Below are 23161 nucleotides of genomic sequence, written 5' to 3'. Positions count from 1 at the left end.
CTGGAAGGACTGAGGTGAGCAACAGCGACGTCGAAGCCCTGCTCGACGAGGTGATCGACACGGTGCTGGTCGATACCTACGGGGACGAGGAGCAGCTCACCGCTTGGGAGGTCGTCCTGGAAGAGACGATCGGGGTGCCCGTCGAAGCCGTCCTCCTGGGGCAGCCGGTCACGGTCACGAAGATCAGCGTCATCGGCGGCCGACCGGAAGTGACAGCGGACTGCCGGACCGCACAGGGCGTCAGCGGTGAGATCGCCGTAGCCGATCTGGTCTTCCCACCGTCGTCCGAGGCGGCCTGGCCGCATGCCGCGTACCGACGTTTCCTCGGCCTCGACCCGTTTCCCGCCGCGTCCCGCCCAGACTGGACCTGGCCGCCGGACTGACGCCGCAGTGTCCATACCTACCGAGCCCACCACGAATCCCGAGGACATTCACCGACATGACCGACCGTACGACCGAAGACACACCCGACGTCGGCGAGCATGCCACCGAGCACCACGCGCAGGTGGACCTCAGGGCCGTCCTTCAGTTGTGCGCGGCGGGCAAGCTGCGGTGCAGCGCCAAGACCCTGCGTCCGTCCGCGGCGACGGTCGCCCTTCTGGCCGAGACCCTGACCGGCGGCGACTTCCACCCCGACGAGCCGATCGCCGCGCACGCCTGGCCGTTGCTGCTGCAGGCCGGCGGGCTCGCCGAACTGTCCGGCAGCAAGCTCCAGCTCACCGCGCGCGGCCGGTCCGCGCTCACCCGGCCCGCCCATGACACCATCCGCCACCTATGGCAGAAATGGATCGCACGGGGTGTCATCGACGAGTTCTCCCGCTGCGAGGAGATCAAGGGGCAGCGCGCGACGAACGTCCTGACCGCTGTCAGGCCGCGTCGACAGGCCGTCGCCGTGACCTTGGCCGCCTCGACAGCGGATGCCTGGGAGGACGTGGACGACTTCTTCGACCGGGTGCGCGCCGGGCGGAACGACTTCACCGTCGCCCGCAGCGAGCGCGCCCGGTGGCGGCTGTACCTGGTGGATCCCGAGTACGGCAGCATGGGCTACGCCGGATACGGCGACTGGCCCCTCCTCCAGGGCCGTTACACCTTGGTCGTCCTCTTCGAGTACGCCGCCACCCTCGGCCTGATCGATATCCGGCACACCGCGCCCGCCGGGGCCCGCACCGACTACCACCACCAGTGGGGCGCCGACCATCTCGACTGCCTCACCCGCTACGACGGTCTGCTCGCCGTGCGCCTCAACCCCCTCGGCGTCTACGCCACCGGCGCCGCAGACGCCTACCTCCCCTCAGCGCGCACTCAGGACGCCGCCGACGTCCGACGTGTCAAGGTCCTCGGCAATTTCGACATCGTCGCCCCCGACGGCCTGACGACCGCCGACACTTTGTTGCTTCGCGCCTACGCCGCGCAGACCGCCGACCGGGTCTGGCAGCTCAGCTCCCGCTCCTTGCTCGCCGCTCTCGGCACCGGGCGCACTCTGCGGGAGCTGCGCGAATTCCTCACCGACCGCAGTGACCACGTTCTGCCCGACACGGTGTCCACTCTCCTCGCCGATGTCGAGGCGCGCTCCGGCAGGCTCACCGACCAGGGCCCTGTCCACCTGATCGAATGCACGGACCGCGCGCTGAGCCTGCTCCTTGCCGGAGACCGCAGACTCCGCACCCTGTGCACGCCGCTGGGCGAACTCCACCTCGCCGTACGCCCCGACGACCTGCCCGCCTTCCGCAAGCGAGTCCAGGACTGCGGGTACGTGCTGCCGACCTGAGCGCGATGAGCCATTTCCTCGACGGAGGGGTGGATATCCCCGACGAGCATTGGACCGCTCCCGGCCGGTCAGTGAGGAGCCCAGCTGACGGCCCTGCGCCTCCGCCTTTCCCGTCACGATCCGGTCTCGGACGTGGGAGGGGGGCTTGTTTTTGGTTGTGTAATCGATTCCAATCATCCGTGTAATCGATTCCATGGCATCGAGCGGCTGGTCCGCCACCGGTCGGCGCAAGGATTTCGAGGTGTACGGAAACCACAAGGAGGTGGTCCGGACATGGCGGGCATCAAGGATGTCGCGGCCGAGGCGGGTGTGTCCGCCGCCACGGTGTCGCGCGTGCTGAACAGCCATCCGTCTGTCAGCGAAGAGGCGCGTACCCGCGTCCTCGCCGCCGTCGAGGCCCTCGGCTACCGGCCCAACGCGGTAGCCCGCTCATTGCGCACGGCGCAGACCCGCACGTTCGGCCTGGTCATCAGCGATGTGCTCAACCCGTACTTCACCGAGCTGGCCCGCTTCGTCGAGGAGGAGGCCCGCGCGCTCGGCTACAGCGTCATCATCGGCAACGCCGACGAGCGGCCCGAGCTCCAGGACCACCACATCCGCACGCTCGTCGACCGCAGGATCGACGGTCTCCTCGTCTCGCCCGCCGACGGGGGCTCCCCGCTCCTGCGGGATGTCGCCCTGAGCGGCACGCCGATGGTCTTCGTCGACCGCTGGATCCCCGGCATCGACGTCCCCGTCGTCCGGGCCGACGGTACGGGGGCGGTCAAGGATCTCGTCGCGCATCTGCACGGCCTCGGTCACCGTCGGCTCGCCATCATCGCCGGGCCCGCCGCCACCACCACCGGCAACGAGCGTGTCCAGGCCTTCCGGGACGCGATGGGCGAGCTCGGGCTCGCCCTGCCCGACACCCATATCGGCCAGGGCGACTTCCAGGCGGCCAGCGGCCGCCGGGCCACCGAGCGCTTCCTCGCCCTGGCCGAGCCGCCCGAGGTCGTGTTCGCAGCCGACAACCTGATGGCGCTCGGCGCGCTGGACGCGATCCGGGCCCGAGGGCTGCGGGTCCCCGACGACATCGGGCTCGCCGCCTTCGACGACATCCCGTGGTTCGTCCACACGGACCCGCCGATCACCGCCATCGCCCAGCCGACCGCCGACCTCGCGCGGGCCGCCGTGCGCGCGCTGGCCGACCGGATCGAAGGACGGACCCCGCAGTCCGTCACCCTGCCCGCCCGCCTCGTCGTACGCCGCTCGTGCGGCGGGGCCGCATCGAACCAGAGGAGCGACCGGTGACCGCACCGGAAAAGCCACGGGTGACCGCACCGGACGAGTTGCTGCGCATCGAGGGTCTGCGCAAGACCTTCCCCGGCGTGGTGGCGCTCGACAACGTCGACTTCGACCTCCGCAGAGGCGAGGTGCATGTCCTGCTCGGCGAGAACGGCGCGGGGAAGAGCACCCTCATCAAGATGCTCTCCGGCGCCTACCGCCCCGACCGCGGCCGCATCCTGGCCGAAGGCCGTGAGGTCCGCATCGACGGCGCGCAGGACGCCGAACGGCTCGGGATCGCCACCATCTACCAGGAGTTCAACCTCGTACCCGACCTCACCGTCGCCGAGAACATCTTCCTGGGCCGCCAGCCGCGCCGCTACGGGCTCGTCGACCACCGCCGGATGCGCGAGGACGCGGCAGAGCTGCTGCGCCGGGTCGGCGTCAACGTGCGACCCGACGCCAAGGTCCGTGAACTGGGCATCGCCCGGCTCCAGATGGTGGAGATCGCCAAGGCGCTCAGCCTGGAGGCCCGCGTCCTGATCATGGACGAGCCGACCGCCGTGCTCACCTCCGAGGAGGTCGACAAGCTCTTCGCGATCGTCCGCCAACTGCGCGAGGACGGCGTCGGGATCGTCTTCATCACCCACCACCTGGAGGAGATCGCCGCACTCGGCGACCGTGTGACCGTCCTCCGCGACGGCCGCAGCATCGGCCAGGTTCCGGCGTCGACCCCCGAGGACGAACTCGTCCAGCTCATGGTCGGCCGCAGCATCGAACAGCAGTATCCGCGTGAACGCCCCGAACGCCCCGACTCCGCAGACGCGTTGCTGTCGGTGCGCGGACTCACCCGCCACGGCGTCTTCCACGACGTCAGCTTCGACGTGCACGCGGGCGAGGTCGTCGGCCTCGCCGGACTCGTCGGCGCCGGGCGTACCGAGGTGGCGCGCGCCGTCTTCGGGGCCGACCCGTACGACGCGGGCACCGTCGACGTACGCGGCGAGCGCCTGGTCCGGCACGACGTGCCCGCCGCGATGGGCGCCGGCATCGGACTCGTACCGGAGGACCGCAAGGGCCAGGGCCTGGTCCTCGACGCCTCCGTGCAGGAGAACCTGGGCCTGGTCACCCTGCGCTCCGCGACCCGCTCCGGGCTCGTGGACCTCAAGGGGCAGCGCACGGCCGCCGCCCGCATCGCCCAGCAGCTCGGCGTCCGCATGTCCGGCCTTGGCCAGCACGTGCGCACCCTCTCCGGCGGCAACCAGCAGAAGGTCGTCATCGGCAAGTGGCTGCTGGCCGACACCCGCGTCCTCATCCTCGACGAACCCACCCGGGGCATCGACGTCGGCGCCAAGGTCGAGATCTACCAGCTCATCAACGAGCTGACCGCCTCCGGGCACGCCGTCCTGATGATCTCCAGCGATCTGCCGGAGGTCCTCGGCATGAGCGACCGGGTGCTCGTCATGGCCCAGGGCCGGATCGCCGGTGAACTCCCCGCCGACGAGGCCACCCAGGACTCCGTCATGGCTCTCGCCGTCGGCACCCCGGCCGCGGCCCAGGGCCACGCCCCCAGCGACGTACCGACACTTACCGAACACCCCGCACCGAAGAAGGAAGAGGAGGGCCCCCGTGGCCACTGAGACAGCCAAGAGTGACGCGGGCACGGGCGGCGGAGTCTCCGTGATACGCCGCGTCCTGCTCGACAACGGCGCGCTCAGCGCCCTGGTCGTCCTGGTGGTGGCGATGTCGCTGCTCTCCGGCGACTTCCTGACCACCCAGAACCTGCTGAACGTCGGCGTCCAGGCGGCCGTCACCGCCATCCTCGCGTTCGGCGTCACCTTCGTCATCGTCTCGGCGGGCATCGACCTGTCCGTCGGTTCGGTGGCGGCCCTGTCCGCGACGGTCCTCGCCTGGTCGGCGACATCGGCCGGCGTGCCGGTCGTCCTGGCCGTCGTCCTCGCGATCGTCACGGGCATCGCCTGCGGCTTCGTGAACGGAGCCCTCGTCTCGTACGGCAAACTCCCGCCGTTCATCGCGACGTTGGCGATGCTCTCGATCGCCCGCGGCCTCTCCCTCGTCATCTCGCAGGGCAGCCCGATCGCCTTCCCCGACTCCGTCTCGGTGCTCGGCGACACCCTCGGCGGGTGGCTCCCCGTACCGGTCCTCGTGATGATCGCGATGGGCCTGGTCACCGCACTGATCCTCGGCCGCACGTTCATCGGCCGTTCGATGTACGCGATCGGCGGCAACGAGGAAGCGGCCCGGCTCTCCGGGCTCCGCGTCAAGCGCCAGAAGATCGTCATCTACGCGCTGTCCGGCCTCTTCGCCGCCGTCGCGGGCATCGTCCTGGCCTCGCGCCTCGTCTCCGCCCAGCCGCAGGCCGCCCAGGGGTACGAACTCGACGCCATCGCCGCGGTCGTCATCGGCGGGGCGAGTCTGGCCGGCGGTGTCGGCAAGGCGTCCGGAACGCTGATCGGCGCGCTCATCCTCGCCGTCCTCCGCAACGGTCTCAACCTCCTCTCCGTGTCGGCGTTCTGGCAGCAGGTCGTCATCGGCGTCGTCATCGCGCTCGCCGTCCTGCTGGACACCCTGCGCCGCAAGGCCGGTTCGGGAGCGGCCTCCTCCGCGGGCACCGCCCCCGGCGCGCCCGGGGCAGGCCGCAAGGGAGCGCTCAAACTGGCCGGCGCGGCACTCTGCGTCGCCGTCGTCGTCGGCGCGGTCTCCTTCTTCAACTCCGGATCGTCCGGCGGCACGACGAAGGTCGGCATGTCCCTCTCCACGCTCAACAACCCCTTCTTCGTGCAGATGAAGGAAGGCGCGCAGGCGGAGGCGGAGAAGGCGGGCATCGACCTCACCGTCACAGACGCCCAGAACGACGCCTCCCAGCAGGCCAACCAGCTCCAGAACTTCACCAGTTCCGGCGTCTCCTCGATCATCGTCAACCCGGTGGACTCGGACGCCGTAGGACCGGGTGTCCGCAGCGCCAACAAGGCGGACATCCCCGTGATCGCCGCCGACCGCGGCGTCAACGAGGCGGAGACCGCGACGCTTGTCGCCTCGGACAACGTGGCGGGCGGCAAGCTCGCCGCCGACGCGCTGGCCGACAAGCTCGGCGGCAAGGGCAGCATCGTCATCCTCCAGGGCACGGCGGGCACCTCCGCCAGCCGTGAGCGCGGGGCCGGTTTCGCCGAGGGACTCAAGGCGTATCCGGGCATCAAGGTGGTCGCCAAGCAGCCCGCCGACTTCGACCGCACCAAGGGCCTCGACGTCATGACCAACCTCATCCAGTCGCACCCCGGCGTCACCGGCGTCTTCGCCGAGAACGACGAGATGGCGCTCGGCGCGGCCAAGGCACTCGGCGGCAAGGCCGGGAAGTCCGTCTCGGTCGTCGGCTTCGACGGAACCCCGGACGGCCTGAAGGCGGTCGAGGCCGGAACGCTCTACGCGTCGGTGGCCCAACAGCCCGCCGAACTGGGCAGGATCGCGGTGCGGAACGCCGTGAAGGCCGCGAAGGACGAGAAGGTCGAGAGCACGGTGAAGGTGCCGGTCAAGGTGGTCACCCGGGAGAACGTCGCCGACTTCTCCTGAACCCGCTCCTTGAACCGGCCTGTTGATCCCGGACCGACGAAAGCAGGAAGCACGCACATGCACGACAACGCCCCCGACGACCGGCACCGGTACGACCTGCTGGTCGTCGGGTCGGCCAACGCCGACCTGGTGATCGGCGTCGAGCGCCGGCCCGCGCCCGGCGAGACGGTCCTCGGCTCCGACCTCGCCGTCCACCCCGGCGGCAAGGGCGCCAACCAGTCGCTGGCCGCCGCCCGCCTCGGTGCCAGGACCGCCCTCCTCGCCCGGGTCGGCGACGACGACCACGGACGCCTCCTGCTGGAGACCCAGCGCGCGGCGGGCGTGGACACGGACGCCGTCCTGGTGGGCGGGGCCCCCACCGGCGTCGCCCTGATCACCGTCGACCCCTCGGGCGACAACAGCATCGTGGTCTCCCCGGGAGCCAACGGCCGCCTCACCCCCGAGGACGTCCGGGCGGCGGCCCCGCTGCTGGCCGCCGCCCGGGTCATCTCCGTACAGCTGGAGATCCCGCTCGCCACGGTGGCCGAGACGGTACGCGGCCGGGGGCCGGACACCCGGCTCGTCCTCAACCCGTCCCCGCCCGCCCCGATCCCCGATGAGGTGCTCGCCGCCTGCGATCCGCTGGTGGTCAACGAGCACGAGGCGCGGTACATCCTCGGCGACGGGGCGGGGGAGTCCCCGCACGACTGGGCGCCGGCGCTGCTCGTGCTCGGCCCGCGCTCGGTCGTCATCACCCTCGGCGCGGCCGGGGCCCTGGTGGCGGACAGCCGGACGGGATCCCTGGACCACCTGGTCAGCCCGAAGGTCGAGGCCCTCGACACGACCGGTGCCGGAGACGCCTTCACGGCTGCTCTGGCCTGGCGTCTGGGCCGTGGCGACGACCTGCGGGAGGCGGCGGCCTTCGCGGTCAGGGTGGGCGCGGCGGCGGTCACGGCGCGGGGGGCGCAGGAGTCGTTCCCGACGCTGGAGGAGGTCGACGCGCTGTGAAGAAGTCGGGCATCCTCAACCGCCACCTGGCGGGCGCCATCGCCGAACTCGGCCACGGCGACACCGTCCTGGTCTGCGACGCCGGCATGCCGATCCCACCCGGCCGGCGCGTGATCGACCTGGCCTTCCGCGCCGGGACCCCGTCGTTCGCCGAGGTGCTGGACGGCCTGCTCGACGAGCTGGTCGTGGAGGGTGCGACGGCCGCCCAGGAGATCCGTGACGCCAACCCGGAGGCCGCGGCGCTCCTGGACGGGCACTTCCCCTGGCTGGAAGTGGTCCCGCACGACGAACTGAAGGCGCTCACGGCGGCGGCCCGGCTGGTCGTACGGACGGGGGAGGCCCGGCCGTACGCGAACGTACTACTGCGGTGCGGGGTCTTCTTCTGAGCGAGCACTCGCTGTCCGGGCCGCCGATCTGACGGCGGTACGAGAGCGGGCGCACCCCCGCGTGGGGCGCGTCATGTGCTAGGCATGTCCGCATGTCTTCTCCAGCCCCTCTGCCACACGTGGACCTCACGGCCGCGCAGTGGCAACTCCTGGGCGAGTTGGTCTCCGCAGCCCTCCCCGACCCGTCCCGCAGTGTCGACAGCACGGCCGCCGCGGCGGCGGCGCGCGGCCTCGACCCCGGACTATTGACGGCCGATGCCGCCCTCCTCACCTGGATGAAGCTGGCCGCACACAGCGGCGAACAACTGACGGCGACCGACCTCGGGGCCGCCCTTCACTACCGGCGCCTTCAGGAGTTGTTGGAGCTCCGGTTGAGCGAGGTGGTCAGGTACGCGGCAGCCAACGAGCCGGCGGCGCCGCGGTTCGCGCGGAACATTCGTCGTCTCGCCGAGGGCTCCCTGTCGCTCGCGGACGCCATGACGCCATGAAGGTGTTCCGGCGCACGGTGTGGGCCAGGGGCAGGACTACTCGCTGCCCAGGTCCGTGAAGAGGCTGTCGGCAGGGGGATGGCGCGGCTTCCGGTCGCTCTCCCGACCGAGCAGGACACCAGCCCCGGTCAGTTCGTCACGGGTGGAGACGGGCCCCGCCAGGATCTCGGCGAGAAGCTCTCTCTGCGCCGGGGCCAGATCGGTGAGACGGCGCAGTACGGAGAGAAGGTCGAGCAACTCTTCCGTCCACTCGGTCGGCCAGTTCTCCACGTGCAGATCGTCCAACGGGCTCGTCCTCTTGCTGGTCGGCTTCGCCTTCCGGTAGCCGAACCACTTGTTCACGATCCTCATGCCGCCCACGTGATAGGTCCAGACGGCTTCGGGCACGGGTGCGAACGTCCCGTTGCCCAGGTGCAGTGCCCGGGTCTCCGCCTCGTGCCGGAGACGGTCCGGGACGTCGCGGCCGATGTTGGTCTCGTAGCGGACCTGCCGCGGATCCCCCGAGGGAAACCGTACGTCGCCGAAGGGCCGGCCGGACCTCGGATCGGCGTACCGTTCTCCGTACGTCGACGCCCACAGGATCTCGGCCCCGAGCGCCGTCGCCCGGCCCCACAGTTCCGCGTCCCGGGTCAGTGGCAGACGTACGCCCGGGGTGAGCAGCTCCTCCGCGAAGTGCTCGGTGAAGGCGCTGTGCGCGGTGACGGCGACGATGTAGGCGGCCAGGTCTGCCGGACTCACCGGCCCCACGCCCGTACTGCGTGAGAGATGGGACAGCAGGCCCGTCGGGACGTTGGGCGTACCGTCGGGGTGCAGGAGCGGCGTCACGCGGCCGCCGCGGCCGTTGAAGTGGTGTGTGTCCGGGATGAGGTGGGTTGCCACGACCGCCGGGCCCGAGTCGATCTCGTGCGACGACTGCTGGTTGAGGAAGAGCTGATCGGGCTGGTCAGCGGCCCAGAGGTCGGGCCGAGGGCGGTCGAGTGCACGGTTGTCCGCGATCAGCCACTGCCGGTCGAAGCTGCGCAGGGAGACGCGCGCCAGCGCGGGGCGGGTGTCGGTCTCGTTGCCGACGGTGCGGGCACGGGTGGGTAATCCGGGCAGCGGTTCGCGTCTGCTGTTCAGGTCGCGGTCGCGGGTCTCCTTGAACAGCACGGACTTGGCCGCCGGGTCGGGTTCGCGCACCAGCCTCGCCCACCGGCGTCGCAGGGTCTCCGCCGAGGGGCTGCTGACCCAGGAGCGGTTCGCCTTGATTCCGGGACTGCCCCATGGCAGAAGGTCATTGAGGGCGGGAAAGTCCTGCCAGCCGGATGACGTCAGCGGTGTGAACGGAAACACACCCTCGGCGTGTGTGTCTCTCCACCCGTCGTCGTCCAGCCGTATGTCGCGCAGCTGCCGGAACTTCTCGTCGCGACTGCCGGCCACGGCACGGTAGTGCACCCGCGTCCGACGGCTGCTGCCCATCCCGTCCGCCTCCGCGGCTCTCCGGACGAAGACGCAGATGGCGAGGGGCTGGGCGACGCCCGGAAAGACGCGGGTGGCGACATCGGCGCGGTGTCCTTCGGGCGAGAGGTTGATGACCCAGCCCTCGTCGCAGGTCCGGCGCAGATAGCTGCGCATGCCCCGCCCGCCCGGGCCCGTGGTCCATCCGGACGGGGTGATGAAGCAGACGACGCCATGCCGGTCGTCCTGGTGCGCGTCGAAAACCTTCCACGTCGCCCAGCGCCAGAAGTAGATGTACATGTTCTTGAGCACGTGCTCGTAGCGGCCGTTGCCCGGCAGCCGGAACCCGTCCAGCAGCGGCGCGTCCTGGCCGTGATCATGCTTCTCCACCCAGCCGCCGCGGTTCTCGGCCTTGTCGTCGTAGGGCGGATTGCCGATGACCACATTGACCGGCGTGCTGGCCTTGATCCTGTTGGCGTGGCGCCGGGATGCGGCCAACGCGTCGTAGGACAGGTACTCCTCCTCGATGAAGGGGTTGTCGAGGGTGTCGGTGACGAAGAGGCTGAGGCCGCCCTCGGGCAGCGCTGATCCGTGGCGTTTCAGCAGGTCCGACGTGCGCAGCTCGGCCACGGCGTAGGGCCCCATCTGCAGCTCGAAGCCGCAGAGTCGTGTGGCGAGGCGCGATATGGCGTCAGCGGCCATGGCCGGGCCGGAGCGGTCCGCGGCCTGCTCGGCCACCCGGTCGATGATGGTGTGCAGATACGTCCCCGTGCCCATGGCCGGGTCCACGACGCGTACGTCTTCCTCACCGAAACCGGCGTGCTGCGCGAGGCGGGTGCGCAGGACGTCCTCCGTGAGACGAACCATCTCCTCCACCACCTGATGCGGTGTGTAGTACGAGCCGCTCCGCTGCCGCAGTGCGGGGTCGTACACGGTGAGGAAGTGTTCGTAGAGATGGAGGTAGGCGTCCCGGTTTCCGGCCCTGATCGCAGGCCAGTCCACGTTGGCGATCGTCCGCTGCAAGAGATCGAGCGTCACGTTGAAACGCTCGTTGACGTTGTCGGTGAGGAGTTGGAGTGCCCGGCCCATGAGCGCGTGATCCGCGTTGAGGCCACGGCCGACCTCGTGCAGCCCGACGTCTTCCAGGAGGAGGTCCTCCGAGCGGGCGAGGAGCAGCGCGAAGGTGACCGCCTGGGCGTAGCCGTCGGCGAAGGTGGCGTTGTCGGCGGAGGGGAAGAGCAGCCGCCGCCACTCGTTCTTGAGCCCGGTGAACGGCCTGGCGCGCAGGTCGTCGTCGGGGGCCGACGACGTGGCCTCGGCCGCCAGCTGTTCCAGCACGGCCGAGCGCAGGAGCCTGCACAACGGGGCGAGATGCTGCACCAGACGGGATACGTTGGAGATGCGGGGAGGCTTCCAGTTGAGGAATATGCTCAACAGGGCGTCGAAAGCCGCTGGATCCCCGGGAGCCAGGCGGTCTCCCGCGTTCCGGAGCGTGCCGGTGAAGCGGACGGTCTCGCCCAGCTGGCGCCCGTCGCGGAACAGACGCCACTCCGTTCCGTTGGAGTAGAGCAGGTTGGGCAGGTTCCGCAGTTTCTCCCACTGTGCGCGGTTCGCCTTGTTGAAGGTGTCCGGATCCACTGACAGCCCGGGCTTCTTGAGCTCGATGTAGCCCGTCAGGTCGCCGCCGGCCCGGACGGCGTAGTCGGGGCGGACACCGAGGTCGGCGATGCGGTACTCGTCGTGCCAGGTGACTTCGTGCTGATCGTGCCGTTCGCCGACCGCCCGCAGCAGATTCTCGAGCGGTCCACGGATCGCGGCTTCCTCGCTGCCGCCACCGGTCAACTTGGTCTTCGACTGACGGCCGAACTCCGCTACGGCGGCCAGAAGCCAACCGTAATGCCCTTCTGACATATTCCCCCCGGGTCGCGTAAGACGAGCCTAGCTACGCATGGTGCACAGGGGAAGACGCTCTGTTACCGAGGAGTTTGAGGGGGCCATCGGGACTGACGGGACTGAGGGGACGGTGATGTGATGCGGGACGGACGCTGCTCACACCCCGGCCTCCACCAGGAAGGCGCTGGGTTCCCCGGTCCACGACACGTACAGGTCGTCCCGTGCCCGCGTGCAGGCCACGAAGAGCAGGCAGCGTTCCGCCAGCAGGTCGGCGGCGTGCTGGAGGCGGTCGACCTCGACCGGTGTCACCGCCTTGGCGAACGGGAGGGCGCCGGCGCTCGCGCCGATGACCGCGACGCAACGGAACTCCAGCCCCTTGAAGGCGTGCATGGTGCCGACCTGGACGGCGTCCGCCGCCGCGGCCGTGTCGCCCCGCAGACGAGCCGCGGGAATACCGGCCTGGCTGAGCCGCTCCACCGCCTTGTCGCCGTTCTTGTTGAACCGGGCGCTGACCCCGATCTCGCCTGCGGCGATTCCGCTGTCGAGCCAGCCGCGCACCCGCTCCAAGAGTCCGTCCAGTTCCGCTGCCTCCGACGCGGCTCCGAGCATCTCGGGCCGTGTGCCGTGCAGGGACGAGCGGTAGCCCAGCAGGGTCTCGTTCCGCGCGTCGTCGGCCAGCTGTTCGAAAGGCCGCCCGACCAGCAGCGCCGTCGACCAGCTGAGGATCTCGTGAGTGGAGCGATAGTTCTTGCGCATCTTCGTCGAGCGCCCGGCGACCCTCACCCCGACGGCCTTGAGCGAGACCTTCGAGTCGTAGATCCGTTGGTGCGGATCGCCCGCGATGAACAGGTCGTCCGGCCGGGGCGGGGCGGCGGCCCGCAGCAGCCGCCACTGCACGGGATGCAGATCCTGCGCCTCGTCCACGACGACGTGCCGGTAGCGCGGGCCACCGGACTCCAGCAGATCCGCCGCCTCCGCACAGGTACCGAGATAGGTGCGCCGTCCGTCGGCTGTCAGCCGGTCGGTGAACTCCTGGATCGTGCGCCACACCAGCGCGCGCGAGGTGATGGGCAGGGCGCTGCCGCGCCCCCGCCGCTCTCGTACTCCTCCAGGGTGCGCAGATTCTGCGCCAGGACGACGTGTTTGTGCTCCTGGGCCAAAAACTGCCCGGTCCCCTAGAAGCCGGTCGCCCGCGCGGCCTGCCCCCACCGCGTCTCCTCCTCGCCGCCTCGCAGGGGCCGTCGCGACGTGGACACCACGCGCCCCGCGAACGCGTCGACGGTCATGATGTCGACGCGGTCGCGCAGGGCCTCGTCCTCCACCAGGGCGGCCAGCCCGTTGCGCAGGGCGGCCACGAGCGTGTTCGTGTACGTGGTCAGCAGGATGCGGTCGCCGTCGCGCAGGTGCCCCAGCAGATGCCGTACCCGATGCAGCGCGACGACGGTCTTCCCGGTGCCCGGGCCACCGGTGACCTGGGCGGGGCCGGAGTACGAAGCCCGGTAGGCGATCCGGTGCTGGGAGGGGTGGAGAAACACCCGCCAGGCCGCGAACGGCTTGTCGAGGATGTCCCGCAACTCCTCGGAGGCGGTCACCAGCGCGATGCGGGTTCGGGTGCGGTGGATGGCCGTGGCGAAGTCGTCCGTGTCCACCGGGGCGTCACCCGGCGCCACCTGGGCGAGGCTGACGGAGACGACGTCCCGCCACACCTCCTCCACACTGAACCCCGCCGCCAGGTACTCCAGCACCTCTCGCTGGTCCTGCGGGAAGTAGGGGGCGAAGACCTCCAGCTGCTCCGCATCGGTCAGCGCACGGGCCTGACGCAGCGTGGTCGCGTCGATGCCCAGGGCCGCGAGGTCTCCGTCGGACACCTTCGCGAACAGCCGCTGATCGGCAGCCGGCGCGATCCGCTCGTAGGCGGGCGTGAGTTCGTCCAGCATGGCGATGTCCCGGATCTCCACCGCCCGGGTGACGGTGTTGATGCTCGCCTTCTGCTTGATCGCCCAGTCGATCGCCTTGTCGTGCGGCATCACCCGGAGCAGCACGTACGTGTCACCGCTGGCGGGCGCGAGCACGACACCCCGCGTCCCCTGGTCGATGCGGATGGTGCGGATGTGCGGATCGCGGGCGCGCTTCAGCGACTCCAGCTTCAGCCCCGGGTCCTTGAACAACTGGTCGAGCGTGAGTCGCTCGAACTTCTCCCAGGCGTCGAACACCCCTTGTTTGACCGTCCCTTGAAGCTTGGCGAGCTGGGAACAGAAGCCGATGTCGAACGCGAGGTGGGGCATGGGTGAACTCTCCCGAGGTGCGGGCGGAACGGAGCGAACGGGTGGGGCAGGGGCGAACGACAGCAGACCGGGTAATCAGCCCGTCGGGCCGTCGAGGTCGAGACGTATCAGAGCCAGCGCCTCGGCGACCTCCTCCGTCATCTCGTCGTCGGAGCCGAACACCAGACACAGATCGTCGTACAGGGGAGCCAGGATCCGCGCGGCCTCGGACGCCAGCCCCTGGGCGAGCAGCAGCATCCCGATGTCGCGACGGAGCTCGGCCGCCTCGTCGCTCACGTCTCCGTCCACGGCGCGGACGACCTCCAGGACACCGCGCAGCGAGGCCAGCGCGTCGGTCACCTGTCCGAGCTCGCCCCGACACCGGGCCGCCTGCGCACGGCAGCCGGTGGCGGTCAGCTTGGTGACGTCGCTCCGCAGGATCGCCGCGATCCCGAAGTCCAGGACCTTCACGGTCCCGTCCCGGGCGACCAGAATGTTGCCCGGCTTCAGGTCGCGGTGGATGACCGGCACCTCATGCGCGTACGACAGCACGGTGGCGACCTGCGCGGCGACGGCGACCGCCCAGCTGACCGGCAGCGGACGTTCCGGGTGGATGTACGAGGACAGTGCCACCCCGTCGACCAGCTCCATGACCAGGTACAGCCGCTCGTACGAGTCGTCCAGCACCGCGTCGTACACCTGGGGCACCCCGGGATGCCTGATCTTCGCGGTGATGCGCGCCTCGCGTCGGAAGCGCTTCGCGAACTCCTCGGCCAACTGCGGCGAGCCGAGGACGGCCTGCTGTCGGATCAGCTTCACGGCGACAGGCCGGTCGAGCACGGCGTCGTAGCCGCGCCACACATCCCCCATGCCGCCGCTGTCGAGCCCCTCCAGCAGTTCGTACCGACCGGCGATCGCCTGTTGTGACACCGTTCCCCCGGGCTTGTGCGGATGCGGTCGACGTGCGCGGGGCCGACCACGACGTGGTTGGGGACGAGTCTCGCCGGTGGGAGTGTGCCAGGTCCACCGGCGGCGCGGGGCGAGGGACGAGCCGTCTTGTTCCGGTCAACGGAGTGGCTCGTTAGTGCTACTCAGGGCGGTGCGGCCGCCCTGTCGGCCGCGGAAGGCGCACGCTCGGAGAAGAAAGTTCTGGCAGATCTCGGTGACCGGAGCTAGGCTCCCCGCGATGACTCTCTCCCTGAACAGATTGGGGGACCCGTCCGCGCAAGGTGAGTGCTGATGCTCACTTCGACCGCGAACCGGGATTCCTACCCGTCTCCTCTCTCCTCCCCGTCCTTCTGGCCGCGCGTGCGCGAGTTCGCCGTGCCGGCCCCGATGATCGAGACTGCGACCGCCCACCGTGAGGCCGGGGACTGGGCAGGAGCGTGCGCCGCAGCAGGCGTCGACATCGATTTCCGCCTCCGGTCCGTGGTGCGCAGCCACGGCCCGGAACTCGCCGCCCACATCCGGGCGGACCTTCGCCATCTGGCTCCTGACCTGCTGCGCTGGCACATGCCGCGCATCGCCCCGCACGGGCTGCTGCGCCCGGGGCTGACGATCGAACTGGCCCGCTACGACCCACCGGAGCGCGTCGGCCCGCGCCCCCTGCACCTGGTCGTCCGGACCCCGCCCGCCTGGGCGGACGCCGGGCAGCGGATCAGCCTCGCACTGTGGGACGGGTCGCACACCGAACCGGGCGCCCGCCGTCACCCTCACCCGCGTCCGAACCGGCGCTTCCGTCTCGACCTGCACCGCCACCTGTGGGATGCGCGCAGGGCCGATGAACTACGGGTCCGTTGCGGCCTCGACGACCTGCCGTCCGTCACAGCCGTCGAAGCCGCCGAAGCCGTCGACCCGGAACCGTGGGGCGCCGTCCCGCCGGACCGGCGCTGTGCCGTCGACCGTTGGGCGGCGGAGGCGGCGATCCTGCTCCGCGCCGAGGGGCAGGGTCCGGGCAGGGCGGTCAGCGTGCGGCTGGGCGGCCGACGCCGGCTTCTCCTGCGACTGGAGGTCGGCGCGGACGGTCGGGGGACGCCTGTCGCGCGGGTCGCGGAGGCGGCCCCGGACCCGGGCGCGTCCACACCACCGGTGCTGCCGGACGCGGCGACCTGGGTGCTGCCCGACCTCGACCTGCTCCGGACCGGGGAGATCGAGGCCGGTCAGCTGCACCCGCTGGTCGCGCGGGCCCTCGTGCCGGGCCTGCCGCCGCCCGCTCTCACATCGGCTCGTGCGGGTGGCGGTGACAGGGCGGGAGCGTCGCGCCTCGTGGAATGCCGGGGAGAGCAGCACCGGATCGGCCTCGTCGCAGGGGTCCTCGCGCCGCTGGACCACGACCCGGCCGAGGTCCGCCGCGAAGAACTGCTGGTCGCCCTGACCGGTACTCCGCTGCCCTGCCTCCAGGCCATCGACGAGGCGCACCGGCGGCCGGACTGCCTCACCGGTGTGCGCGAACGCCTCGACCACGGCGACATCGCCGGTGCGCTGGCCGTCGTCGAGGGGCTGCTCGGCCCTGGGGCGTTGCTGCGCGACGGTCCTCTGCGGGACGAACTGGAGGCCGCCGCGCAACGGCGGATCACCTACGGGCTGTTTCGGGCCGACCTGCTCGGTCCCGGACCTGTCCGCCACCGCTCCGACGCCCGCAAACCCGTCGACCCCCGCCCTCGTCGGGCCCGACGCCCGCGCCACACAGTCATCGGCTGACCCCGGGGCTGCCGGTCCTGTCAGCTCCCGCGCCGTGACCGCCCTGGCCTAACCGCGCACCCACCCCTGCTCCTTCGCCCTCTCTCCAACCCTCAGGTGATCACTCATGCCCACGAGCACTCCGTCCGCCGCGCCCGCACCTGTGTCCAGGGACTCTGCTCCCATCTCCCAACTCGCCGTCGCCGACACGCTGATGAGCCTGCTCCGCGACACCACCACCGAGCCGCGCCCCGACGCCCAGCTGGAGGCGCTGACCCTGGCGGTCTCCGCCGACCTGCCCGTGCTGCTGTGGGGTGAGCCGGGGATCGGCAAGACCGCGGCGCTCACCCAGCTCGCCGCCTCCCTGGACCTGCCGCTCACCACGGTCATCGCCAGCGTCCACGAGCCGTCCGACTTCTCCGGACTGCCCATCGTCGGCGACGACCCCGCCGAACAGGGCGTGCCGATGGCCCCGCCGGACTGGGCCGTTCGCCTCGTACGGGCCGGGCGCGGGCTGCTGTTCCTCGACGAGCTCTCCACCGCACCGCCCGCCGTTCAGGCCGCGCTCCTCCGCCTCGTACTGGAACGGCGGATCGGAGCGCTGCAACTCCCGCCCGGCGTACGGATCGTGGCCGCCGCCAACCCGCGCTCCTCGGCGGCCGACGGCTGGGAGCTGAGCCCGCCGCTCGCCAACCGCTTCGTCCACCTCCAGTGGACCCACGACCACGAGGTCGTCGTACGCGGCCTCGCCGGCACCTGGCCCCGCGCGACCCTGCCCCGCCTCGACCCCGACAAGGTGCCCGAGGCGGTCAACTTCGCCCGGCGCGCGGTGTGCGGGCTCCTCTCCGCCCGCCCCACCCTCGTCCACCGGCTGCCCACGACGGAGACTCGCCGGGGCGGCCCGTGGCCCTCGCCGCGCAGCTGGGACATGACGCTGAGCCTGATCGCCTTCGCGACCGCCGCCGGGTCCTCCCGGGACGTGCTGTCCTTGCTGGTCAGGGGGACGGTGGGGGACGGCCCGGGTCTGGAACTGCTGGCGAGCCTGGACCGGATGGACCTCCCGGACCCCGAGGACCTCCTCGCCGACCCGGCGGGCGCCGTGCTGCCCGAGCGCGGCGATCTCCGGCAGGCCGCCCTGGACGGGGTCGTCGTGGCGGTCCGCACCCGCCCGGACCGGGCCCGCTGGGACGCGGCGTGGGCGCTGCTCGTCCGGGCGCTGGAGGACGGAGCCCCGGATCTGGTGGTCGTCCCGGCGACGACCCTCGCCTCGCTGCGCCAGGAGGACTGGGACGTACCGGCCTCCATCGAACAGCTCGCGGGAGTCGTGTCTTTGTCCGGGCGCGCGGACCGCGCGGCGGCCCGGGTCACGGCGACGGCGAAGGCGGGCCGATGACGACGACGGACGCGTCGAGCGTGCTCGACCTGGACAAACTCTTCGCCGCCCGCCTCCAGGCAGCCCGGGTCCGCCCCTACCTGGCGACCGCGCTGTTCGCTCTGCACACCGTGGAGTCACGGCAGGTCCCGACCATGGCGGTCGACCGGTACTGGCGGTGCTACGTATCGCCGTCCTTCGTGGCCCGTACCCCCGTCGAGGAGTTGGCCGGGGTGTGGGTCCACGAGGTGTCGCACCTGTTGCGCGACCACCACGGCCGCAGCGACCGGGTCGCCCGGCAGCGCGGACTGACCGGACCGGGGGAGCGGCTGCGGATGAACATCGCCGCCGACTGCGAGATCAACGACGACGTGTACGGCGACGGCCTGGCCCGGCCGAAGGGCGCGGTCTACCCGTCGACGCTGCACCTGCAACCCGGCGAGCTCATGGAGGACTACCTCTACCAGTTCCGCCTCGGATCCCGCACCCAGAACCTCGCCTGGCTGGACTGCGGAAGCGGCGCCGACGGACTGGAGAGGGAATGGGAGCTCGGGCCCGACGGCGCGAACGGGCTGAGCGCGCAGGAACAGGACGCGGTCCGCTTCCGAGTGGCGCAGGGCATCACGGGCCGGCCGGGAAACGCCTCGAAAGGGTGGAAGCGGTGGGCGGAAGAGGCGTTTCATCCGCCGCAGCCCTGGCGGGATCTGCTGGGCGCCGCCGTACGTTCGGCCGCATCGGGGTCCGGTGCCGGGGAGGACTACACCTACGGCCGCCCGTCGCGACGCTCCACCGGACTGCCCGGCGTCGTCCTGCCGAGCCTGCGCCGCAGGCCGCCCCGGGTCTCCGTCGTCATCGACACCTCCGGTTCGGTCAGCGACGCCGAACTGGGCAGCGCCCTCCTGGAGGTCGCCGCCATCTCCCGCGCGGTGGGCGGCCGTCGCGACCTGGTCACCGTCCTCGCCTGCGACGCGGCGACCCGGGTCGTCCACCCGCTGTGCCAGGCCGAGGGCATCCCGCTGGTGGGAGGTGGCGGCACGGATCTGCGTACGGGCTTTGCGAAGGCGCTCCGGTCCCACCCCCGCCCCGACGCCATCGTGATCCTGACCGACGGACAGACACCCTGGCCGGCCGCGCAACCGGCCTGCCGGACGGTCGTCGGCCTGTTCCCGAGGGACCACAGGCGCCGCTCCTGGGACGAGGACAACCCGGACTACGTCCCTCGCCTGCCGCCGGCGTGGGCGCGGGTGGTGGAGATCGGGTAGCGCGCTGCTGTGGAGCGCGTTGTTCAGGAATCCGTCCAGGTACGCGTGAGCCGTGCCCGGCCGAGCGCTGGGCGGCTACGGGCCACCCGCTGTCCGAGGACAGGCGGAAAACCTGGGCGCCCCGGCCTCATCGAACCGCGGGACGGCGACAGTCGTCTTCCGCCACGATGGAGGACACGTATCCGATGGAGTTGCTGCCATCGGTCGTCGACGCGGGAGGAGCACCTGTGGACCCGATTTCGGAGGGACTGCTGATGGCGATGGCCGGCGGAGCGGCGGGAAGCGCCGGTCAGCAGATCTGGCACTCGCTGCGCGGCCTGGTCGGGCGGCGGGAACCGACAGAGGAGGGTGAACCGTCACAGAGCTCGGTCGAGGGCGAGCTGACGCTGCTCGAACAGCGCCCGGACGATACCGAGCGGGCTCGTTCTCTGGCAGTGGCCCTGAGGGGTCGGGCCGAGCAGGATCCTGCTTTCGCCACCACTCTCGCACGCCTGCTGGTAGAGGGTGAACGCGCGCACCGCACACCGGGGGCCGCGAGTTTCGAGATCAGTGGAGGGACCCAGCACTCGGTCGTCCAGGCTCAGAACGTGCACGGTGACATCACCTTCAACTGAGAGCGGAGACCCGGCGCCCCGTCATCCGGCCGGAGACGGACCCCGCTTCGAGGTCTCGGGCGGGCGTCAGCGGAACGTGATCCAGATCGCCCACGTCGACCGGCTCGAACTGGCGGCGGTGACGGGTGGCCCGTCCGACGGGCACCGCCGGCTCGGGGCGGAGTCCTGGTCCGGCTGGGTCGCCGGGCTCGCGGGAGCCGCGCTCGCCGTGATCCTGCTCTTCGCCCGGCCGGACCTACCGCTCCCGCGAGGGCTCGATCCCGGCCCCGAGGCAGCGGGTCGGCTGCTCCTGACAGGCATCCTCGCTCTGTCCGCAGGCCGATGGGTCCTCCTCCGAGCCCGTGGCCGACGCATGCGCCGGTGGCTGTCAGATCCCCACCTGGCGCGCGCTGTCGAGGATCTCACCAAGGACCTGTCACTCCGCTACGGCGGGGACGAGCGTTGGGAGCTGATCCGCAACCCGGAGCCCATCGAGGTCCCGTGGCGGGAGGAGGAGCAGGGAGGGGGCACCGGCGAGCCCTGCGGCGGCTCGATCGCCGCATACTTCCGCGCGATGCCCGCCCGTCGACTGGTGATCATGGGCGGCCCGGGTGCGGGAAAGTCGGTTCTGGCGCTGCGCCTGGCGGCCGAGTTGCTCCAGGAGCGGCAGCCCCGCGACGGGCAGGGCCCCCGCGACGGGCTGGGGCCCGTTCCGGTCATCGTTCCCCTCGCGTCCTGGGACCCCCGGGAGGGCCTGTACCCGTGGATCGCACGGCAGGTGGCGGCCGAGCACGCCCGCGCCTGCACTCCGGTGACGGGTGCCCCACCGGTGGCGGTTGCCCTGGTCCTCCTGCGGACGAGGCGGGTCCTGCCCATCCTGGACGGCTTCGACGAAATCCCTGCCGACGTGCGCAAACGCGCCATGCGCCGACTCAGAGAAGGCACGAAGGGAGGTTTCCCGTTCGTACTCACGAGCCGCCAGGACGAATACCGCGACCACGCTCCTGAGCAGAACGTGTTCGCGCGTTCGGAGATCACCTTGTGCCCCCTGGCGGACAGCGCCGTGGCCGCGTATCTGAATCCCGGTGGACGGCCGAGGTCACGCTGGACCGAGGTGCTCTCCCGGTTGGAGGGAGCCGCCGACGGTTCTCCCGAGGACCGTTTGCGGAGTGTGCTCCAGGTGCCGCTGATGGCGAATCTGGCCCGCGAGGCGTTCAGTGAGGAGGGAACAGACCCCCGTGAACTGCTCGTACCGGGCGCCTTCGCCGATACCACCGCCATCGAGCGTCGCCTCTACGACGCCTATCTCGATGCCATCTACAGCCCGTCCCACGAGGAACGCACTGGCTGGGATCCACCGGCGGCACGTGCGTGGGCGGGCTTTCTGGCCGCACGGATGAAAGCCGACAACCTGGAGAACCTCGCCTGGTGGCGCCTCGACGAGCACGTGCCCCGGCACGTCCGCGTCCTTGCTCTCGTGCCGGCCTTCACCTTGAGCGTAACGCTCATGGTGCGACTCGATCTGGGGTCGTGGGGCTGGCCGGCCGGCATCGGCCTCTCACTGTGGCAGGCGTACGCGATCGTGTGCGCGCTCGCCCTTCTTCACACGGCGCTCTCGGCGGCGGACGAGGAACTCAGCCCGCCCCAGCAGATCGTCCGCCCCACCGGTACGCGCCTGCGCGAGGCGGTGAGGGGGCGGCGCGGGAGGACCCTGGCGGTCTTCACCGCGGCCTGTCTCGCAGCGGGTTGGGCGACAACGGTCTCCACACGCTCCGGACTGTGGCTGTGGGCCATGACGGCCATCACCTGGGTGACCGTGCGATGGTGCGGCAGGCGGCTGCTCCTCGTCGCCGACGACCCGTTCCTGGCGCGCTCGCCGGGGGCACTACTGCGGTCGGACCGGCGCGCCACGATCGTCCTCGGCTGGCTCCACACCGCCGGGCCGCCGGTTCTGACCGTCCTCTGCGCCGTGCCTCTCCTCCTACTGGGTATCTGGTTCGCGGCCAGGGCCGGAGGCGCTTCCGCAGTCTTCAGCGCCGACGAGAGCGCGGTGGGGTTCCTTGTCGATGTGCTGACCGCGTCTCCGTTCATCGTCGCGATCGCCATATTGAACGGAGCCTGGTCCTATCGCGACCACCTGGTCCCGCTCACTCTCGTGCTGCCGTTGATCATGCTGCCCCTGTACGCCGTCACCCCGGCGGCGCAGGGCACCGTCACCACCGGCGACTGGACCTTCACCGTTCTGGCAACCCTGGTCTGCTGGCTGCTGCACGGGACGGCCGCCTCGGCGTGGGGGCGGTTTCAGGTGGCCCGGCTGTACCTTGCGGCGACGGGCAGCCTGCCCCTGAGACTCATGGCATTCCTGAAGGACGCCCACCAGCGCGGTGTGCTCCGTCAGTCCGGAGGCGCATACAGCTTCCGCCACATCGAACTGCGCGATCGTCTGGCGCAAGCAGTGGCCCCGGAGACGCGGAGGGACGTCCGACGGCAGTTCCGGGGGCGACAACTGGCATCCGGAGCGCTCGCCCTTACGCTCATAGCGGGAAGCTACGCCGTGACACTCGAAGGCGCCGCACAGGCCGCGCTCGCTACCGGACCGATACGCTTACTGCCCGCCGCGTGCAGTCTCCTCGACGGGGAACACATCGCCGAACTCACCGGCGGTACGGACACATCCCCGTCGACGACGCCGACGTCCGTGCTGAGCCGGTGGGAGCCGGGCTGCGTCATCGCTGAGCAGCCGTCGTTTCCGCGTACGGTACGCATCGAGGCAGGCACGCGCATATTCAAGCCCCTTTTCGACCTGAGCGCGGTGACCCTTGCGTCACGTCAGTTCGCGTCCTGGCGGAGTTCCTCCTTCCGATTCGGTCTGGTCACGGAGGCGGATTCGCGAAGCCTGGAAGGGTTCGGCGACGAGGCGCACCTGCACACGGGAGGCCACCTGGTCGACGACGTCGGACGGCAGGTCCTCCTGACTGCTGTGGTGGAAGTGCGCAAGGACAACGTGGTCATCACCGTTTGCTACACGGAGGAGCATGCGGACCGGGAACGAGTCACCGAGGTGGCACAAGCCCTCGCCCGCACGGCGCTGCGCAAGGCAGGGCTCGCACCCGCTGACCATGGGACGTCCGCGCCACAGGCGTCACCGGGCTGATACCGGTGGTGCGGCCGGCCGCCAGGGCGT

Annotated in this window: 15 protein-coding genes and 1 pseudogene; 13 read left to right on the top strand and 3 right to left on the bottom strand. The window is 70.9% G+C overall.

Annotated elements, in window-relative coordinates:
- Nucleotides 1-14: 14 nt before the first annotated feature.
- The 8 genes from AB0F29_RS02755 (at nucleotide 15) to AB0F29_RS02720 (ending at nucleotide 8477) form a co-directional block, all read left to right on the top strand.
- Nucleotides 15-383 (top strand): calcium-binding protein, encoded by a 369-nt coding sequence (locus tag AB0F29_RS02755; protein WP_361866941.1) that lies wholly within the window; start codon nucleotides 15-17, stop codon nucleotides 381-383.
- A 56-nt stretch (nucleotides 384-439) separates the two neighbouring features.
- Complete coding sequence (locus AB0F29_RS02750) at nucleotides 440-1768, top strand: helicase-associated domain-containing protein (RefSeq protein ID WP_361866940.1); 1329 nt, start codon at nucleotides 440-442, stop codon at nucleotides 1766-1768.
- Nucleotides 1769-2041: 273 nt separating this feature from the next.
- Entirely contained in the window at nucleotides 2042-3058 is a 1017-nt protein-coding gene (locus AB0F29_RS02745; protein ID WP_361866938.1) for a LacI family DNA-binding transcriptional regulator, read from the top strand.
- Nucleotides 3055-4668 carry a sugar ABC transporter ATP-binding protein gene (locus AB0F29_RS02740; protein WP_361866937.1) on the top strand — a complete coding sequence of 538 codons (1614 nt, stop codon included), beginning with the start codon at nucleotides 3055-3057 and terminating at the stop codon, nucleotides 4666-4668. Before AB0F29_RS02745 ends, AB0F29_RS02740 begins: the two co-directional genes overlap by 4 nt.
- Nucleotides 4658-6616 (top strand): substrate-binding domain-containing protein, encoded by a 1959-nt coding sequence (locus AB0F29_RS02735; protein ID WP_361866935.1) that lies wholly within the window; start codon nucleotides 4658-4660, stop codon nucleotides 6614-6616. Before AB0F29_RS02740 ends, AB0F29_RS02735 begins: the two co-directional genes overlap by 11 nt.
- 57 nt (nucleotides 6617-6673) lie before the next feature.
- On the top strand, nucleotides 6674-7603 hold the full coding sequence (locus AB0F29_RS02730) for a ribokinase (protein ID WP_361866934.1): 930 nt from the start codon (nucleotides 6674-6676) through the stop codon (nucleotides 7601-7603).
- A complete protein-coding gene (gene rbsD, locus AB0F29_RS02725; protein WP_361866933.1) occupies nucleotides 7600-7989 on the top strand; it encodes a D-ribose pyranase in 390 nt (129 codons plus the stop codon). The genes AB0F29_RS02730 and rbsD overlap by 4 nt, the downstream gene beginning before the upstream one ends.
- A 92-nt stretch (nucleotides 7990-8081) precedes the next feature.
- Entirely contained in the window at nucleotides 8082-8477 is a 396-nt protein-coding gene (locus tag AB0F29_RS02720) for a hypothetical protein (protein WP_361866932.1), read from the top strand.
- Between the two features lie 36 nt (nucleotides 8478-8513).
- Here the strand turns inward: AB0F29_RS02720 and AB0F29_RS02715 are convergent, their stop codons facing one another.
- From AB0F29_RS02715 to AB0F29_RS02705, 3 genes and pseudogenes are all read right to left on the bottom strand, one after another.
- On the bottom strand, nucleotides 8514-11825 hold the full coding sequence (locus AB0F29_RS02715; protein WP_361866930.1) for a type ISP restriction/modification enzyme: 3312 nt from the start codon (nucleotides 11823-11825) through the stop codon (nucleotides 8514-8516).
- 138 nt (nucleotides 11826-11963) lie between these two features.
- A pseudogene (locus tag AB0F29_RS02710) lies at nucleotides 11964-14092 on the bottom strand (UvrD-helicase domain-containing protein).
- A gap of 75 nt (nucleotides 14093-14167) precedes the next feature.
- Nucleotides 14168-15001, bottom strand: coding sequence for a serine/threonine-protein kinase (locus AB0F29_RS02705; RefSeq protein WP_361866929.1), 834 nt, complete (start codon nucleotides 14999-15001; stop codon nucleotides 14168-14170).
- Nucleotides 15002-15310: 309 nt separating this feature from the next.
- Between AB0F29_RS02705 and AB0F29_RS02700 the strand changes: the two genes are divergently transcribed.
- The 5 genes from AB0F29_RS02700 to AB0F29_RS02680 all read left to right on the top strand — a co-directional run bounded on the left by AB0F29_RS02700 (nucleotide 15311) and on the right by AB0F29_RS02680 (nucleotide 23131).
- Complete coding sequence (locus AB0F29_RS02700) at nucleotides 15311-16771, top strand: hypothetical protein (protein WP_361866928.1); 1461 nt, start codon at nucleotides 15311-15313, stop codon at nucleotides 16769-16771.
- Nucleotides 16772-16877: 106 nt separating this feature from the next.
- Entirely contained in the window at nucleotides 16878-18143 is a 1266-nt protein-coding gene (locus AB0F29_RS02695; protein ID WP_361866927.1) for a MoxR family ATPase, read from the top strand.
- Nucleotides 18140-19384, top strand: coding sequence for a VWA-like domain-containing protein (locus AB0F29_RS02690; RefSeq protein WP_361866926.1), 1245 nt, complete (start codon nucleotides 18140-18142; stop codon nucleotides 19382-19384). The genes AB0F29_RS02695 and AB0F29_RS02690 overlap by 4 nt, the downstream gene beginning before the upstream one ends.
- Before the next feature lie 167 nt (nucleotides 19385-19551).
- Entirely contained in the window at nucleotides 19552-19998 is a 447-nt protein-coding gene (locus tag AB0F29_RS02685; RefSeq protein ID WP_361866925.1) for a hypothetical protein, read from the top strand.
- Nucleotides 19999-20074: 76 nt separating this feature from the next.
- On the top strand, nucleotides 20075-23131 hold the full coding sequence (locus AB0F29_RS02680; RefSeq protein ID WP_361866923.1) for an NACHT domain-containing protein: 3057 nt from the start codon (nucleotides 20075-20077) through the stop codon (nucleotides 23129-23131).
- Nucleotides 23132-23161 lie beyond the last annotated feature (30 nt).

Origin of the sequence: Streptomyces sp. NPDC026589 (assembly GCF_040638385.1) — a bacterium.
Classification (GTDB): domain Bacteria; phylum Actinomycetota; class Actinomycetes; order Streptomycetales; family Streptomycetaceae; genus Streptomyces.
The sequence above is the reverse complement of the archived record's forward strand: the minus strand, read 5'-3'. Positions and strand labels throughout refer to the sequence as shown.

Coding starts and splice junctions, on each gene's coding strand:
- AB0F29_RS02715 (WP_361866930.1), bottom strand. CDS start 11,825: ATGTCAGAAGGGCATTACGGTTGGCTTCTGGCCGCCGTAGCGGAGTTC.
- AB0F29_RS02695 (WP_361866927.1), top strand. CDS start 16,878: ATGCCCACGAGCACTCCGTCCGCCGCGCCCGCACCTGTGTCCAGGGAC.
- AB0F29_RS02700 (WP_361866928.1), top strand. CDS start 15,311: ATGCTCACTTCGACCGCGAACCGGGATTCCTACCCGTCTCCTCTCTCC.
- AB0F29_RS02730 (WP_361866934.1), top strand. CDS start 6,674: ATGCACGACAACGCCCCCGACGACCGGCACCGGTACGACCTGCTGGTC.
- AB0F29_RS02685 (WP_361866925.1), top strand. CDS start 19,552: ATGGAGGACACGTATCCGATGGAGTTGCTGCCATCGGTCGTCGACGCG.
- AB0F29_RS02750 (WP_361866940.1), top strand. CDS start 440: ATGACCGACCGTACGACCGAAGACACACCCGACGTCGGCGAGCATGCC.
- AB0F29_RS02720 (WP_361866932.1), top strand. CDS start 8,082: ATGTCTTCTCCAGCCCCTCTGCCACACGTGGACCTCACGGCCGCGCAG.
- AB0F29_RS02690 (WP_361866926.1), top strand. CDS start 18,140: ATGACGACGACGGACGCGTCGAGCGTGCTCGACCTGGACAAACTCTTC.
- AB0F29_RS02745 (WP_361866938.1), top strand. CDS start 2,042: ATGGCGGGCATCAAGGATGTCGCGGCCGAGGCGGGTGTGTCCGCCGCC.